We start from the raw sequence: 14,812 nt of genomic DNA on the forward strand, positions 1-14,812 counted from the left end.
ACGATGACTGACCTCGACGGCGAGGACGCCAAGCTCGTGACGCTGGCGCGCGGGGCGATGGCGCGGGCGGAGGCCGGAAGCGGCGCCGCCGTCCGCGACCGTGACGGCCGCACCTACGCGGCGGCCCCGGTGGCGCTGACGGCGTTGGAGCTGACCGCATTACAGGCCGCCGTGGCCGCAGCGGTGTCGAGCGGCGCGACCGGCCTGGAGGCCGCGGTGGTGCTCGGCGGATCGGCCGACGACGCGGGCGTGGCCGCGGTGCGGGAGCTGTCGGCGGACGCGGTCGTGATCGTCACAGACCGATCCGGGCGCCCGGTGCGAAACCTATGAGCGACGAATTCCGTTCGGGCTTCGTCTGTTTCGTCGGCCGACCCAACACCGGAAAGTCGACGCTGACCAACGCGCTGGTCGGGGCCAAGGTAGCGATCACGTCGAACCGCCCGCAGACCACCCGGCACACCATCCGCGGAATCGTGCACCGCGAGAACTTCCAGATCGTGCTCGTCGACACCCCCGGGCTGCACCGCCCGCGCACGCTGCTCGGGCAGCGGCTCAACGACCTGGTCAAGGACACCTACTCCGAGGTCGACGTCATCGGATGGTGCATCCCCGCCGACGAGAGGATCGGTCCCGGCGACCGCTGGATTTACGACCAGATCCGCGCGGTCGCACCCAAGACCGCACTGGTCGCGATCGTCACCAAGATCGACAAGGTGCCCAAGGACCGCGTCGCGGCGCAACTGATGGCGGTCAGCGAGCTGGTCGGACCCGACGCGGAGATTGTTCCGGTGTCGGCGACCGCGGGGGACAACCTCGACGTGCTCGTCGACGTGCTCGTCTCCGAACTGCCGCCGGGACCGGCCTTCTACCCCGACGGCGAGCTCACCGACGAGCCGGAGGAGACCCTGATGGCCGAGCTGATCCGGGAGGCCGCACTTGAAGGCGTGCGCGACGAACTACCGCACTCGCTGGCCGTCGTCATCGATGAGGTCACCCAGCGCGAGGGCCGCACACCCGAGCAGGGCGAGCTGATCGACGTCCACGCCATCCTGTTCGTCGAACGCGAGAGCCAGAAGGGCATCGTCATCGGCAAAGGCGGCGCCAGATTGCGCGAGGTCGGCACCGCCGCGCGCCAGCAGATCGAAAAGTTGCTGGGCACCAAGGTCTATCTCGACCTGAGGGTCAAGATCGCCAAGAATTGGCAACGCGACCCGAAACAACTGGGCCGCCTGGGCTTCTAGCGCTTCAGCTCTGGGCGCCCGAGCCGGGCTCCCCGAACGGCCTTCCCGGGCCGTGTGCCGGTGGGGCGCCGTCGCCCTTTCCGTAGACCGCCACCACCACCGTGCGATCGAGCGCGTTGGCCGACCACACGCCGATGTCGACGTTCGAACAGTCGGCCATGATCGCCTTGTAGTCCGGTCGGTGATACCACTGATTGAGCAACTCGATGCCGCTCATCGCGAGCGCGGGGTTGATGGCCACCGTCTCCGTCACCGGGCCCGCGTAGCCGGCGTTGCGCGCACGGTCGGCGACCGTGCTGCCGTCCGAGCCGAGGTCGCCACCCAGCGCGCGGTTGTTGAGCACGTCGTTGGTATGCCATTCGGCGGCCAGACGCAGTTTCGGGTTGATCTTGATGTCGGTATCGCAGCCGGCCTGCTTCTGGACGGTGTAGACGTTGGCCACCACACCGTCGTTGAACCGCTTGTTGTCAGCGGCGGCGGTCGGAACCCCGGTCACCAAGCCGCCCACCAGTCCAAGGACCGGCAACGCGCACGCATAACCCAGCGCTCTCATGCCGGGAGACTCTACGCGACCTCGTCGGAGACGTCCTCGGGTTCGCGCCGGTCGGAGGCCGCTACCGGCTTGTCGGATGCCGCTGGCTCGGGGTCGGGGGCGGGGGCGGGAAACCACCACGGCTCGGGCTGGCGCACCGTCCAGCCGTTGATCGCCTCCAACTCCGCGGCCAGCGAGATCAGCAACGGCTCGCTATTGGCCGGCCCCATCAGCTGAACGCCGATCGGCAGGCCCTCGGAGGTGAACCCGGCGGGCACGTTGATTGACGGCCAGCCCAGCAAATTCCACGGCCAGGTCACCGGGCACGCCTTGATCATCGTGCGGTCGGTGGCCAGCCCGCCGAGCTCGTCGAACTCGTGCACCTTCGGCGGCGGCTGTGCGGTAGTGGGTGCCAGCACCACATCGGCGATGTTGAAGATGTATCCGATGCGGCGATGCGCGCGGGCCTCGCGGGCGCGGGCCTTGCGCAGCACGTGCTCCGACAGCAACCGGCCGGTGCGCAGGTTGGCCTTGGTCCGCTTGTCGAGCGTGACGCCCTGGCCGAGCCGGTCGGCCCAGTCCAGCAGCCCCGACGTCGACCGGGACAGGAAGTTCCACGACATCTCGAGGCTGTAGTCGGGATCGGCGCCGAACACGCTGTGCCCGAGGTCTTCGAGCTGAGCGGCGACGACCGATATCGCCGCCTGGATCTCCGGGTGCAGCTTGGCGCGGAACACCGTGAACGGGAACTTCGTCGACGTCGCGACCCGCAGGGGACCAGGCGCCTGCGCCACGTACTCCGAAACCTTGACCGGTGGGGGCTGATGGCGATCGCCTGCTACGTTGCCGGACGCTGCGTCGAGCACCAGCGCCGCATCGGCGACGGTGCGCGCCAGCACGCCGTTGACCGTGATCCCATTGAAAGCCTCGGGCAGCGGCCACGTCGAGATTCGGCCGCGCTGCGGTTTGATGCCGACCAGATGTGTCCACGCGGCGGGGATGCGCACGCTGCCCGCCCCGTCGGATCCGATCGCGGCGGTCACCAGCCCGGCCGCCACCGCCGCGGCGCTGCCGCCGGACGAACCGCCGGGTGTGTGGTCGCGTGACCACGGGTTGCGGGTGTGGCCGAAGGCGGGTCCACTGGTGAACGGCCACTGACCGAGTTCGCAGGTGTTGGTCTTGCCGACGATGACCGCGCCCGCCGCCTTCAACCGCCGCACCACCTCGGCGTCCCGGGTGGCGGGGCGGACGTTGCCGTCGGCGCCGAACCGGGTCGGGTGGCCCGCGACGTCGACGTCGTCCTTGACCGCGATCGGGATGCCCAGCAGGGGATACTTCGAAAGATCCTGGCCTGCGGCGCGTTTGCGGTCCGCGCGGGCGGCGTCGATGAGGGCCTGCTCGGTGAACACCACGCGGAACGCGTTGAGCGTCGGTTGGCTGGCCGCGATGGCCTCGAGCGAGCGCTGAACCAGTTCCACCGACGTAATGGAGCCGCTCGCGAGCTGGAAGAGCTGTTGAGTGAGGGTGGGGAATCGCGCGTTTTTGACCATCGAGTAGAAGCTTATCGGCGGTGCGGATCGGAATCTGACGGACCGCAGTGGGAGACTGAACCGATGCGGCTGTATCGGGACCGGGCGGTGGTGCTGCGCCAGCACAAGCTCGGCGAGGCCGACCGCATCGTGACTCTTCTCACCCGCGATCACGGGTTGGTGCGGGCGGTGGCCAAGGGGGTGCGGCGCACTCGCAGCAAATTCGGCGCCAGGCTGGAGCCGTTCGCGCACATCGACGTTCAGCTGCACCCGGGCCGCAACCTCGACATCGTCACCCAGGTGCAGGCCATCGACGCGTTCGCCTCCGACATCGTCAGCGACTATGGCCGTTACACGTGCGCCTGCGCGGTTCTGGAGACCGCAGAACGCCTGGCCGGTGAGGAACGCGCGCCGATGCCCGCGCTGCACCGGCTGACGGTGGCCGCGTTGCGGGCGGTGGCCGACGGCGGCCGGCCGCGTGAGCTCGTGTTGGACGCGTACCTGTTGCGCGCCATGGGGATCGCGGGCTGGGCGCCGGCGTTGACCGAATGCGCCCGCTGTGCTGCGCCGGGCCCCCACCGGGCGTTCCACGTGGCGGCCGGGGGCAGCGTGTGCGTGCACTGCCGACCCTCCGGATCGGTGACGCCGCCCCAGGCCGTGCTGGACTTGATGGCCGCGCTGCACGACGGGGACTGGGAGTACGCCGAGACGTCGACGGCGTCGCACCGCAGCCAGGCCAGCGGGCTGGTGGCCGCGCATTTGCAGTGGCATCTGGAGCGCCAATTGCGGACGTTGCCACTGGTGGAACGGGTGTATCGGGTGGATAGGAGTGTCGGCGAGCAGCACGCGTCGGTGGTCGGGCAGGATGTGCCACATGGCAAGCGAACGGGATGGGCGGAGGAAGAAGGCTCCGCCGGCCTACCCACAGCTGCCCCCGGCGCCTGACGACTATCCCACGTTCCCGGACAAGTCGACGTGGCCCGTCGTCTTTCCCGAGATCCCCGCAGGAACCAACGGCCGGTTCGCGCGTCCGCCCCAGCACACGTCGAAGGAGGCCGCGCCGCGCATCCCTGCTGACCAGGTGCCCAAGCACGTCGCCGTCGTCATGGACGGCAATGGACGCTGGGCCACCCAGCGTGGCCTGCACCGCACAGAGGGACACAAGATGGGTGAGGCCGTCCTCATCGACATCACCTGCGGCGCAATCGAAATCGGCATCAAGCACCTGACGGTGTACGCGTTCTCCACCGAGAACTGGAAACGCAGCACCGAAGAGGTGCGCTTTTTGATGGGCTTCAACAGGGAAGTGGTGCGTCGCCGCCGGGAGAACCTCAACGACATGGGCGTGCGGATGCGCTGGGTCGGCTCGCGGCCGCGCATGTGGCGCAGCGTGATCAAGGAGTTCGACATCGCCGAGCAGATGACCGTCGGCAACGACGTCATCACGATCAACTACTGCGTCAACTACGGCGGACGCACCGAGATCGTCGAGGCGACGCGTGAGCTCGCGCGGTTGGCCGCCGACGGTAAGATCAAGCCGGACCGCATCAGCGAGGCGACGTTCGCCAAGCACCTGCACCGCTCCGACATCCCTGACGTCGACCTGTTCATCCGGACCTCGGGGGAACAGCGCGCCAGCAACTTCCTGCTCTGGCAGGCCGCATACGCGGAGTTCGTGTTCCAGGACAAGTTGTGGCCGGACTACGACCGGCGGGACCTGTGGGCCGCCTGCGAGGAGTACGTCAACCGCAACCGTCGCTTCGGCAGAGCCGAATGATGTACCTGAGCGGCAGAGCCGAATGATGTACCTGAGCGGGAGAGCGTGATGGCACTGCAGGAGCGGCTGGGCGAGATCCTCGACGGCGTCCTACCCGTGACGCGGGAGGACGACGGGGCGGTCACCGTCCACCACGACGAGACCTTCGCTTCGCTGCGCACGGTGGCGGTCGCCGAGGGTCTGGAGTTGGTGTCGCTGACCCAGATCCTGGCCTGGGATCTGCCGTTGGACGCCAAACTGCGCGCCGCGGTCGCCGAACACGCCCACAACACACTGCTGGGCACGGTGTCGCTGGCCTCCAAGAGCGCACCCAAAGAGGTGGCCGCCGGGGCCAGGCGCAATTCCAAGAAGGCCGCGGATGTGCTGCTGCGCTACAACTTTCCGGCCGCCGGGCTGACCGATGACGCGCTGCGCACGCTGATCCTCATGGTGCTCGCCACCGGCGCCGAGGTGCGCCGTGCGCTAGTCGGCTGAACCGTTCGTCGTCGCGCACTGCCCGCAGACGCCGAAGATCTCGATCGTGTGGCTGACGTCGGAGAAGCCGTGCTGTCGGGCGATGTCGGCGGTCCAGGCCTCGACGTCGCCGCCCTGGATTTCCACCGTCGAACCACATGCGCGGCAGACCAGGTGGTGATGGTGGTCCTCCGAACAGCGGCGGTACACCGACTCGCCGGTGTCGGTGCGCAGCGTGTCGACGACGCCTGCGGCCGCCATCTGTTGCAGCGTGCGGTAGACGGTGGTCAGCCCAATGCCTTCGCCGCGCCGGCGAAGCTCGTCGTGCAGTTCCTGGGCCGAACGGAATTCGTCGACGTTCTCCAGCAGGTCTGCGATGGCTGCGCGTTGCCTTGTCGCGCGCACTCCCATGCTCATCGACATGCGTTTACTCGTGCGCCTCGCCCGCGTGCGTCACCGCCGCGACGACGATGTCGGCGAGGTGATGATCGACGAGGCGGTACATCACCTCGCGCCCGGACCGTTCACCGGCGACGACGCCCGCGGCCTTCAGGATGCGCAGGTGCTGGCTGACCAACGGCTGGGCCACCGCCAGCGCGTCGACGAGCTCGTGCACGCAGCGCGCCGACTCCCGCAGCTGCAGCACAATCGCGATCCGCATCGGGGCGGCCAACGCGCGCAGCAGGTCGCCGGAGGTGTCGAGCACCTCACGCGGTGGCAGGTCGGGATACGGTGCGCCGCCGTGGTCGTGGGTGTCATCCGTGGCGACGCGTCCGTCCGCCAAAGTGGAAACAATTTTCATTACGGTCAACAATACATGCGCTTCTATGCATGTCAACGCAGGGATGCGGTGCCCCACCCTTTGCGCGAGCGACCGTGTCTGTCCGCGAAATCGCGGCGTGTCACCGTGCAAATGCGGTCGCTCGGCGGCCGTGAGCGTGTCGCTAGGCTATGCAGTCGTGGCTCACTCTTCCTCGATCATCGACACCGTTGCGAACCTGGCCAAGCGGCGCGGGCTGGTTTACCAGGCGGGGGAGATCTACGGCGGCACCAAGTCGGCGTGGGACTACGGCCCGCTCGGCGTGGAACTCAAGGAGAACATCAAGCGCCAGTGGTGGCGGTCGGTGGTCACCAGCCGCGACGACGTCGTGGGCCTGGACTCGTCGATCATTCTGCCCCGCGAGGTGTGGGTGGCGTCCGGGCACGTCGACGTGTTCAACGATCCGCTGGTCGAGTGCCTCAACTGTCACAAGCGGCATCGGCAGGACCACCTGCAGGAGGCGTTCGCCGAGAAGAAGGGGATCAGCGACCCCGAATCCGTGGCGATGACCGAGATCGCGTGCCCGGACTGCGGGACCAAAGGCCAATGGACCGAACCGCGCGACTTCAACATGATGCTCAAGACCTACCTCGGTCCGATCGAGAGCGAAGAGGGCCTGCACTATCTGCGGCCGGAGACCGCGCAGGGCATCTTCGTCAACTTCGCCAACGTGGTGACCACGCAACGTAAGAAGCCGCCGTTCGGCATCGCCCAGACCGGCAAGAGCTTCCGCAACGAGATCACGCCGGGCAACTTCATCTTCCGGACCCGCGAGTTCGAGCAGATGGAGATGGAGTTCTTCGTTGAGCCGTCGACCGCACGCGAGTGGCACCAGTACTGGATCGACGAGCGGTTGCAGTGGTACGTCGAACTGGGCATCGACCGCGACAATCTCCGGCTCTACGAGCATCCGAAGGAGAAGCTGTCGCACTATTCCGACCGCACCGTCGACATCGAGTACAAGTTCGGATTCCAGGGCAACCCGTGGGGCGAGCTGGAGGGTGTCGCGAACCGCACCGATTTCGACCTGTCCACGCACACAAAGCATTCCGGTGCGGACCTGTCCTACTACGACCAGGCCAGCGACACCCGCTACGTCCCCTATGTGATCGAGCCGGCGGCCGGCCTGACGCGGTCGTTCATGGCGTTCCTCGTCGACGCATACGCCGAGGACGAGGCGCCCAACGCCAAGGGCGGCGTCGACAAGCGCACGGTGTTGCGGCTGGATCCGCGGCTCGCGCCGGTCAAGGCCGCAGTGCTGCCGCTGTCGCGCAACGAGGCACTCTCGCCGAAGGCCCGCGACCTGGCAGCCGAACTGCGCAAGTGCTGGAATGTCGAGTTCGACGACGCGGGCGCGATCGGGCGGCGCTACCGCCGCCAGGACGAGATCGGCACCCCGTTCTGCGTGACGGTCGACTTCGACACACTCGAGGATCAAGCCGTCACCGTCCGCGAGCGCGACACGATGACGCAGGACCGGGTGTCGCTCGACAACGTCAGCGACTACCTCGCCGCCCGTCTCAAAGGCTGCTGACTAGCTGCGCGCGCGTGCGTGTCACTCCCTTGCCGCGAGCGTGCGTGTCTGCCCACGCCACGCCGCGAAAATTGAGCACTGCACGCACTCTCACTCGTCGCTGAGCGTGCGTGTCTGTCGACAATACACCGTTGTAAGGCAACAGTTTTCGCACGGTCGCGCTGCGTCGAGCGTGCGCGAGCTGCGCAAAAACAGCGGCGTGTCCTGAGCAGACACGCACGCGCGCGGTGCAAAGGAAAGGGGCAGGCGGCTAGAAGCGGCCGCCACCGCCGAACATTCCGCCACCGCCACCGGAGCCGCCGAACGAACCGGGGCTGAATCCGCCACCGCCGAAACCGCCGAAGCCACCGCGCATTCCACCGCTGAGGATGTTTCCGATGAGGATGCCGCCGATGATCGCGCCCATATTGCCCCCACCGCCCCGACCGCCACCGAACGGACCCATGTACGAACTGTGCGCGTTCTGAACGTCGGCGTTGGCCAGGTTCTGCGCCTGCGACGCGAGCATCGCCGCACCGTTGGCGTGCTTGATGGCCTCGGCCGGATCGCTGGCCCGCCGCTCTTCGGCGGCGCCGATCTGACGGACGGCCTCTGCCAAGCGGGTCCGGGCCTCGGGCCCGACGATGCCGCGGCGGGTATCGATGAAGTCCGACACCGACCGGACCCTCGACCGCGCCGTGAACAGCGCCTCGTCCAGCGCTCGGTTGAGTCGATCGGCGGCCTCCCGCTCCTGCTCGACGGCGGCCAGCAGTCGATCGAGATCCGCGTCGGCCTTCGTCAGTTCGGTGAAAGTGCCCAGCGGGTCAGCGGCTTTGGAGCGCTGCGCGGCGGCGACGGCGGCCGCTGCCGCGTCGCGCGCCTCGGCCAACTGCGCGGCCTGCGGCACGTTGCCCTGCTGCAGCAACGCGCCAGCCTGCTTGATGCCGTTCTGGATGTCTTCGATCGCCGCGGGCAACGTGGCGGCGGCGCGACGGATGTCACTCGCGGCGCTCTCCACTGCGTCGAGCAGACCGCGCGCCTGCACCAAAGCCGACTCCGCCGCACGCACACATTCGACGAGCTCACTCTGCTGGCCCGGCACCGGGCGGGCGGCAAGATCGCGCCCACGGCTGATGCTCGCATCGGCGAAGTCGAGCAGTTCTTTGGCCGCGTCGACGTTGCCGGCCACCGAACTCAGCGCGGTCGAATCGAACTCGCTGTGCAGTTCGGCCACTTTCCGGCGTGACGGCTCGAGCCGGGCGGTGATGTCGACCACCCGCTGCGTCATCGAGTCCAGTTTCGACGGGGCGTTGATCACCAGGTTCCGCAGCTCGGTGAACGCGTCGCGCTGCGCGTCGAGCTCACGGTCGGCCTTGGCCGCCGCGACCACCACCCGGGTCAAGAGGTCGCGTCGCTGCGCCGGGGTTTCGGGGATGGCGTCGTCGAGGATCTGCCGGACGTTGAATGCCTGGGCGAGCGTCGTTTTCGCATTGTTGACCGCCCGCGTGAACGGCTCGGTCCGTGAGGTGCCGAACTCCTCGACCGCCAACTCCAGTTCGTGGTCGCTGGTCCGCACCGCGTTGTCCACCTCGACCACCATCGCTCGCGACAGGTCGTCGAGCGCGTCCAGCGACACCGCCGCCAGGGCTTGCGGGTCGCTCGGATCGACTCTGCGCGCAGCGGCGAACTCGGCCTCGCGGCGCTTGCGCTGCCGTCGTCGGCGCCAAATCATCAGCACCACCACTGCGAGCGCGATCACTCCGAGGGCGATGAGCAACCCGACCCAGCTGAGGCTCGAACCCGAGCTGCCCGACCGGGCGAGCCCGTCGGCCGCCGCGACCGCCGCACCTGCCCAATCGCTGTTGCGTAGTGCAGGCTCTATGCCGTTGCGCCGCACGCTTTCCACCCGGCTCGAGCTCAACTCCGTTGCGCTGTCGGGCACCAGGAAGGCGTATGAACGGTCAACCGTGGCGACCGCCAACAGCGCGTCATAAGTGCCCAGGTCGCTCGTACGCATGGTGTTGCGCGCCCACGTCTCGGCCGGTTGACCGGAGAAGGTATCGACGTAGACGACCCACAACCGGGTCCTGCGGCTGTTGTAGAGCGAGTCGACCGCCGAGGTCACCTCCGCCCGAGCGGCGCCGTCGAGGACGCCCGCGTTGTCGGTGACGTAGCCCGGCAGCCGAAACGGCGGCTCGGCAGCCGCCGTCGGCGCGATGAGTGCACCGGCGGTGAGCATGGCGAGCACGAGGGTCAGCAGGCGGACGAGGCGCATGACCGCCAATCTAGTGCGCACCACGGTCAAGCCGGTTGGTGCTGGCAGACTATCCGTCGGTGACAGGCAACGGAGATCCCTACGACGAGTTCGACCGCCAGAGATGGGTGGACGAGCCGCCGAAGAGCGCTGCGCTGCCCGGTACCGACACCGAGCACCGCACCGATTTCGCGCGCGACCGGGCGCGGGTGCTGCACTGTGCGGCGCTTCGCCGGCTGGCCGACAAGACGCAGGTGGTCGGCCCCCGTCAGGGCGAAACGCCGCGCACCCGGCTGACCCATTCGCTGGAGGTCGCCCAAATCGGCCGCGGTATGGCGATCGGCCTGGGCTGCGACCCCGACCTCGTCGACCTCGCAGGCCTGGCTCACGACATCGGTCACCCGCCCTACGGCCACAACGGCGAGCGCGCCCTGAACGAGATCGCCGCCGACTGCGGCGGCTTCGAGGGCAACGCCCAGAATTTCCGAATCCTGACCCGCCTCGAACCGAAAACCCTTGACACAGAAGGTGGTAGCGCGGGGCTGAACCTCACTCGGGCCGCGCTGGACGCCGTCACCAAGTACCCGTGGCGGCGCGGGTCACGGCAGGCCAAATTCGGTTTCTACTCCGACGACGTACCCGTGGCCGATTGGGTGCGCACGAACGCGCCCGACGAGAAACCCTGCCTGGAGGCGCAGGTCATGGACTGGGCCGACGACGTCGCCTACTCGGTTCACGATGTCGAGGACGGCGTGGTTTCCGGCCGCATCGACATGCGGGTGCTGGCCGACAAGGACGCGGCGGCCGTGCTGGGTCAGTTGGGGGAGTCGAGCGGGATGGGTGCCGGGCTGCGGTCCGACGACCTGGTGGCCGCCGCGGCGCGGCTGTCGAGCCTGCCGGTCGTAGCCGCTGTGGGTAAGTACGACGGCACGCTGGCCGCATCCGTCGCGCTCAAGAAGTTGACCAGCGAACTCGTCGGCCGGTTCGCCTCGGCGGCCATCGCGGCGACCCGCGAGGAATCCGGCCGGGGACCCTTGGTTCGTTATCAGGCCGACCTGCGGGTCCCCGATCTGGTGCGGGCCGAGGTGGCGGTGCTCAAGATCCTGGCGCTGCAGTTCATCATGTCGGACCCTCGGCATCTGGACCTGCAGGCACGACAGCGCGAACGCGTCCACCGGGTGGTGGCTTGGGTCGCCGCGGGCGCACCGGCGACGCTCGACCCGATCTTCGTGCCGGCGTTCAACGCCGCCGGTGGCGACGGCGCCCGACTGCGGGTGGTCATCGACCAGGTCGCATCCTTCACCGAGGGCCGCCTCGAGCGGTTGGAACCCGCCTAGGCGCTCGCCAGGGGCGCTCTAGACTGGCCCGGTGGCCGGCCGCATTCCTGATCGCGACATCGCGGCCATCCGCGACCAGGTCCGCATCGAGGAGGTCGTGGGCGACTACGTGCAGTTGCGGCGCGCGGGCGCGGACTCCTTGAAGGGGCTGTGCCCATTCCACGACGAGAAGTCGCCGTCGTTCCACGTGCGGCCCAATCACGGCCACTTCCACTGTTTCGGCTGCGGCGAGGGTGGCGACGTCTACGCCTTCGTCCAGAAGATCGAGCACGTCAACTTCGTCGAGTCGGTCGAACTGCTCGCCGATCGCGTCGGCTACACGATCACCTACACCGGCGCCTCGACCACCAACGTGCAACGCGACCGCGGCAGCCGCAGCAGGTTGCTGGCCGCCAACGCGGCAGCCCAGGAGTTCTACGCGACGACGTTGGAGTCCGAGGAGGCCACACCGGCGCGCCAGTACCTGATCGAGCGAAACTTCGACGGCCAGGCCGCCAAGCGGTTCGGCTGTGGCTTCGCGCCGTCGGGCTGGGACACGTTGACAAAGCACCTGCTACGCAAGGGTTTTGAGTTCAAAGAGCTCGAGGCGGCCGGCCTGTCCCGGGAAGGCAAACGCGGCCCGATGGACCGCTTCCACCGCCGGCTGCTGTGGCCGATCAGGGCCAGTGGCGGCGAGGTGATCGGCTTCGGCGCCCGCCGGATCTTCGACGACGACCCGATGGAAGCCAAGTACGTCAACACCCCTGAGACCGTTCTGTACAAGAAATCGTCGGTGCTGTTCGGGTTGGACCTGGCCAAGCGCGACATCGCCAAGGGGCATCAGGCGGTCGTTGTCGAGGGCTACACCGACGTGATGGCGATGCACCTGGCCGGGGTGACCACCGCGGTCGCGTCCTGCGGAACCGCGTTCGGTGATGAGCATTTGTCGATGCTGCGCCGACTCATGATGGACGACAACTTCTTTCGCGGCGAGTTGATCTACGTTTTCGACGGCGATGCCGCGGGCCGCGCGGCGGCGATCAAGGCGTTCGAGGGTGAGCAGAACCTGGCCGGGCAATCGTTTGTGGCGGTGGCTTCAGAAGACAAGTTGGCTGGGATGGATCCGTGCGACATACGCCTTCATTTCGGCGACGGCGCGCTACGCGACCTGGTAGCCCGTCGAACACCGTTGTTCGAGTTCGCAATTCGCACCGCGCTGGCCGAACACGACCTCGACAGCGCCGAGGGACGGGTCTCCGCGCTGCGCAGGTGCGTGCCGATGGTGGCCCGCATCAAGGAACCGATGCTGCGCGACGAGTACGCGCGGCGGCTGACGGGCTGGGTGGGCTGGGCCGACGAGGCGCAGGTACTGGCCCGGGTGCGCGAGGAAGCGCAGAAGCGGGGGATGCCCGAACGCGGCGCTCGCAGGCGCGCCGCGAGCGAGCAGGCGCAGCCACGCAGGTCGCGTACCCCTGACCCGGCCTCGCGACCCGATCCGGCGGATCCGACGCTGTGGCCGCAGCGCGAGGCGCTAAAGGCCGCGCTGCAGTATCCGGCGCTGGCGGGGCCGGTGTTCGATTCGCTGACGGTCGAAAGTTTCACGCACCCGGGTTACGCCGCGGTCCGCTCGGCCATCGACGCGGCCGGTGGTACGTCCACCGGCCAGTCCGGCGCGGAGTGGATCGAGACAATTCGAACGCACACCGCGACACCCGCCGCGGCAAGCCTGGTCAACGAACTCGGGGTGGAAGCCATCAACGTCGACGACGACGAGCGGTTACCTCGCTACATCGGTGGAGTGTTGGCCCGGTTGCAGGAAGTCTGGGTTGGCCGCCAGATCGCCGAAGTCAAGTCCAAGCTCCAGCGCATGTCACCGGTCGAGCAGGGTGACGAGTACCACGCATTGTTCGGGGACTTGGTCGCGATGGAGGCGTATCGGCGCAGCCTGCTCGAGCAGGCCAGCGGAGACGACATCTCTGCGTAGCCCCCGGTAACGCGATATGGTGGGCGCGCTATACAACCGTGGGAACGGTCAGGAAGGCGTGCACGTGACATCGACCAACAACCGGACGCGACGGTTCGTCGCCGCAGGCGCGATAGCGATGGCCGCTGTCGCTGCGCCGCTCGCAGCCTCCGCACTATCTGAATCCAATGCGGACCCGCAGCCGCTCAGCCAGTGCCTGGCGTGGTTCGGGAACAAGGAGGACGGTCGCTGCCTGAGCGTCTCCAACGGCAACGGCATTAACGTCGGCACTCCCGACTTCGGGCTCAACCAGAGTCAGACCGGCGTCAACACGGGTCCGCTGGTCCCGGGCCAGACGATCACCGACCCGTACCGCTAACGGACCCTTCTCGCCTGCGCGGTCTCGGGGCCGATGATCTCGGTTCCGTTGTCGATCTCGGTCAACTTGATCATGGGTGGATCCGGTGACACCCGGTCGGCGATCTTGCGTCGCCCGGCGTCGAGTACGGCTTTCGCCGCGGGGCTCTCGGTGACCGCCTTGTAGGTGCCGGCGATCTGCTCATATCGGCGGCGGCCGGCCTTCGAGCCGAGTACATAGCCGACACCCAATACGACGAAATACCCGATCACTGGGTCCCTTCCAGACGACGGTGCGTTGCGTTCCATCCTGCCTCACGTACCTGAGAGCGTGAGCGGTGGCGGCGTATTGGCGGCGTCGCCGACACGTAAGCTAGAGTCAACCCCCGTCCCGCACACAGCGCGATGGCGGGAGAGCAGTCCCCTGTAGCTCAATTGGCAGAGCATTCGGCTGTTAACCGAAGGGTTGCTGGTTCGAGTCCAGCCGGGGGAGCAACACCACCACTTTCGGCTTCGCAACCGTGTCGAGCCAACCCATCTCACCTCGCGCAGCGCATGATGGGCGGATGGCTGATGCAGGCATCTGGGTCGCGTGGGGTATTCCCACCCGCGGACGCGAAGTGCAAGCACTCGAACTTTTCCGGGAGTCCCTCGAGGGTTACGGCGCCCAGCTTCTGCGCGACGGGGCGATCGAGCGCTATGACGTCGCCGTGCTGCGCCCACAGAGCATGCAGCTCGGCGGGTTCGTGTTGATCCAAGGCTCGCAGGAGCAGATCGACACGCTGCGTCGAGACGAGGACTTTCAGCGGTTCGTGACTCAGGTCCAGCTGGTGGCCGACAGCGTCGGAATGGTGGACGCGTGGGTCAACGACGGCCTCGGTGACGCGTTCGATCTGTATGAGAAGGCGCTACGCAAGGGCGGCCTTCTGGCCCCATAGGCGATAGCTCCTCCATGAGCCCGTAACGCAAAACCCTTGCACAGCGATGACTGGACTGACAGTTGTTGCGAATGGGACATCTGCCGATTTTGCTGTACACCCCCCATAGCTGCTATTAC

At 67.7% G+C, this 14,812-nt stretch carries 16 protein-coding genes and 1 tRNA gene; 11 read left to right on the forward strand and 6 right to left on the reverse strand.

What is annotated here, in order from left to right; genetic code table 11:
- Positions 1 to 3 precede the first annotated feature (3 nt).
- Both AAHH99_RS19805 and era read left to right on the forward strand, forming a co-directional pair.
- Positions 4 to 330: a cytidine deaminase gene (locus tag AAHH99_RS19805; protein WP_418770192.1), complete on the forward strand. Its 327-nt coding sequence runs from the start codon at positions 4 to 6 to the stop codon at positions 328 to 330.
- Entirely contained in the window at positions 327 to 1,241 is a 915-nt protein-coding gene (gene era / locus AAHH99_RS19810; RefSeq protein WP_418770193.1) for a GTPase Era, read from the forward strand. The genes AAHH99_RS19805 and era overlap by 4 nt, the downstream gene beginning before the upstream one ends.
- Before the next feature lie 4 nt (positions 1,242 to 1,245).
- Here the strand turns inward: era and AAHH99_RS19815 are convergent, their stop codons facing one another.
- Together AAHH99_RS19815 and AAHH99_RS19820 are read right to left on the reverse strand one after the other, a co-directional pair.
- Positions 1,246 to 1,794: a CAP domain-containing protein gene (locus tag AAHH99_RS19815; protein WP_418770194.1), complete on the reverse strand. Its 549-nt coding sequence runs from the start codon at positions 1,792 to 1,794 to the stop codon at positions 1,246 to 1,248.
- A gap of 11 nt (positions 1,795 to 1,805) precedes the next feature.
- Positions 1,806 to 3,323, reverse strand: coding sequence for an amidase (locus AAHH99_RS19820; protein ID WP_418770195.1), 1,518 nt, complete (start codon positions 3,321 to 3,323; stop codon positions 1,806 to 1,808).
- 63 nt (positions 3,324 to 3,386) lie between these two features.
- Here AAHH99_RS19820 and recO point away from each other — a divergent pair, with 63 nt between their 5' ends.
- Genes recO through AAHH99_RS19835 form a run of 3 tightly spaced genes read left to right on the forward strand, consistent with a single transcriptional unit; the run spans position 3,387 to position 5,553 of the window.
- Positions 3,387 to 4,247: a DNA repair protein RecO gene (gene recO, locus AAHH99_RS19825; RefSeq protein WP_418770196.1), complete on the forward strand. Its 861-nt coding sequence runs from the start codon at positions 3,387 to 3,389 to the stop codon at positions 4,245 to 4,247.
- Positions 4,177 to 5,079: a decaprenyl diphosphate synthase gene (locus AAHH99_RS19830; protein WP_418770197.1), complete on the forward strand. Its 903-nt coding sequence runs from the start codon at positions 4,177 to 4,179 to the stop codon at positions 5,077 to 5,079. The genes recO and AAHH99_RS19830 overlap by 71 nt, the downstream gene beginning before the upstream one ends.
- Before the next feature lie 48 nt (positions 5,080 to 5,127).
- Positions 5,128 to 5,553 carry a hypothetical protein gene (locus AAHH99_RS19835; protein ID WP_418770198.1) on the forward strand — a complete coding sequence of 142 codons (426 nt, stop codon included), beginning with the start codon at positions 5,128 to 5,130 and terminating at the stop codon, positions 5,551 to 5,553.
- Here the strand turns inward: AAHH99_RS19835 and AAHH99_RS19840 are convergent.
- Both AAHH99_RS19840 and AAHH99_RS19845 read right to left on the reverse strand, forming a co-directional pair.
- Positions 5,542 to 5,949 carry a Fur family transcriptional regulator gene (locus AAHH99_RS19840; protein ID WP_418770294.1) on the reverse strand — a complete coding sequence of 136 codons (408 nt, stop codon included), beginning with the start codon at positions 5,947 to 5,949 and terminating at the stop codon, positions 5,542 to 5,544. The two genes, AAHH99_RS19835 and AAHH99_RS19840, sit on opposite strands and share 12 nt — an antisense overlap.
- 10 nt (positions 5,950 to 5,959) lie before the next feature.
- Positions 5,960 to 6,334, reverse strand: a complete 375-nt coding sequence (locus AAHH99_RS19845) for an ArsR/SmtB family transcription factor (RefSeq protein ID WP_418770199.1) — start codon at positions 6,332 to 6,334, stop codon at positions 5,960 to 5,962.
- A gap of 157 nt (positions 6,335 to 6,491) precedes the next feature.
- Here AAHH99_RS19845 and AAHH99_RS19850 point away from each other — a divergent pair, with 157 nt between their 5' ends.
- Positions 6,492 to 7,886 carry a glycine--tRNA ligase gene (locus AAHH99_RS19850; RefSeq protein ID WP_418770200.1) on the forward strand — a complete coding sequence of 465 codons (1,395 nt, stop codon included), beginning with the start codon at positions 6,492 to 6,494 and terminating at the stop codon, positions 7,884 to 7,886.
- 250 nt (positions 7,887 to 8,136) lie between these two features.
- Here AAHH99_RS19850 and AAHH99_RS19855 read toward each other — a convergent pair whose 3' ends face one another.
- A complete protein-coding gene (locus tag AAHH99_RS19855; protein ID WP_418770201.1) occupies positions 8,137 to 10,140 on the reverse strand; it encodes a TPM domain-containing protein in 2,004 nt (667 codons plus the stop codon).
- A 59-nt stretch (positions 10,141 to 10,199) separates the two neighbouring features.
- Here AAHH99_RS19855 and AAHH99_RS19860 point away from each other — a divergent pair, with 59 nt between their 5' ends.
- From AAHH99_RS19860 to AAHH99_RS19870, 3 genes are all read left to right on the forward strand, one after another.
- Positions 10,200 to 11,456 (forward strand): deoxyguanosinetriphosphate triphosphohydrolase, encoded by a 1,257-nt coding sequence (locus AAHH99_RS19860; protein ID WP_418770202.1) that lies wholly within the window; start codon positions 10,200 to 10,202, stop codon positions 11,454 to 11,456.
- 31 nt (positions 11,457 to 11,487) lie between these two features.
- Positions 11,488 to 13,419, forward strand: a complete 1,932-nt coding sequence (gene dnaG / locus AAHH99_RS19865) for a DNA primase (RefSeq protein ID WP_418770203.1) — start codon at positions 11,488 to 11,490, stop codon at positions 13,417 to 13,419.
- A gap of 64 nt (positions 13,420 to 13,483) precedes the next feature.
- Positions 13,484 to 13,777: a DUF7155 family protein gene (locus tag AAHH99_RS19870; protein WP_369829764.1), complete on the forward strand. Its 294-nt coding sequence runs from the start codon at positions 13,484 to 13,486 to the stop codon at positions 13,775 to 13,777.
- Here AAHH99_RS19870 and AAHH99_RS19875 read toward each other — a convergent pair.
- A complete protein-coding gene (locus AAHH99_RS19875; protein WP_066841707.1) occupies positions 13,774 to 14,028 on the reverse strand; it encodes a hypothetical protein in 255 nt (84 codons plus the stop codon). The genes AAHH99_RS19870 and AAHH99_RS19875 overlap by 4 nt on opposite strands.
- A gap of 147 nt (positions 14,029 to 14,175) precedes the next feature.
- Here AAHH99_RS19875 and AAHH99_RS19880 point away from each other — a divergent pair.
- A tRNA-Asn gene (locus AAHH99_RS19880) sits at positions 14,176 to 14,248 on the forward strand.
- A gap of 73 nt (positions 14,249 to 14,321) precedes the next feature.
- Complete coding sequence (locus AAHH99_RS19885) at positions 14,322 to 14,693, forward strand: hypothetical protein (RefSeq protein WP_066841708.1); 372 nt, start codon at positions 14,322 to 14,324, stop codon at positions 14,691 to 14,693.
- Positions 14,694 to 14,812: the final 119 nt, after the last annotated feature.

It is taken from the genome of Mycobacterium neumannii, assembly GCF_048452905.1.
Lineage (GTDB): Bacteria > Actinomycetota > Actinomycetes > Mycobacteriales > Mycobacteriaceae > Mycobacterium > Mycobacterium neumannii_B.

Coding starts and splice junctions, on each gene's coding strand:
- AAHH99_RS19805 (WP_418770192.1), top strand. CDS start 4: ATGACTGACCTCGACGGCGAGGACGCCAAGCTCGTGACGCTGGCGCGC.
- era (WP_418770193.1), top strand. CDS start 327: ATGAGCGACGAATTCCGTTCGGGCTTCGTCTGTTTCGTCGGCCGACCC.
- AAHH99_RS19815 (WP_418770194.1), bottom strand. CDS start 1,794: ATGAGAGCGCTGGGTTATGCGTGCGCGTTGCCGGTCCTTGGACTGGTG.
- AAHH99_RS19820 (WP_418770195.1), bottom strand. CDS start 3,323: ATGGTCAAAAACGCGCGATTCCCCACCCTCACTCAACAGCTCTTCCAG.
- recO (WP_418770196.1), top strand. CDS start 3,387: ATGCGGCTGTATCGGGACCGGGCGGTGGTGCTGCGCCAGCACAAGCTC.
- AAHH99_RS19830 (WP_418770197.1), top strand. CDS start 4,177: ATGGCAAGCGAACGGGATGGGCGGAGGAAGAAGGCTCCGCCGGCCTAC.
- AAHH99_RS19835 (WP_418770198.1), top strand. CDS start 5,128: ATGGCACTGCAGGAGCGGCTGGGCGAGATCCTCGACGGCGTCCTACCC.
- AAHH99_RS19840 (WP_418770294.1), bottom strand. CDS start 5,949: ATGAGCATGGGAGTGCGCGCGACAAGGCAACGCGCAGCCATCGCAGAC.
- AAHH99_RS19845 (WP_418770199.1), bottom strand. CDS start 6,334: ATGAAAATTGTTTCCACTTTGGCGGACGGACGCGTCGCCACGGATGAC.
- AAHH99_RS19855 (WP_418770201.1), bottom strand. CDS start 10,140: ATGCGCCTCGTCCGCCTGCTGACCCTCGTGCTCGCCATGCTCACCGCC.
- AAHH99_RS19885 (WP_066841708.1), top strand. CDS start 14,322: ATGGCTGATGCAGGCATCTGGGTCGCGTGGGGTATTCCCACCCGCGGA.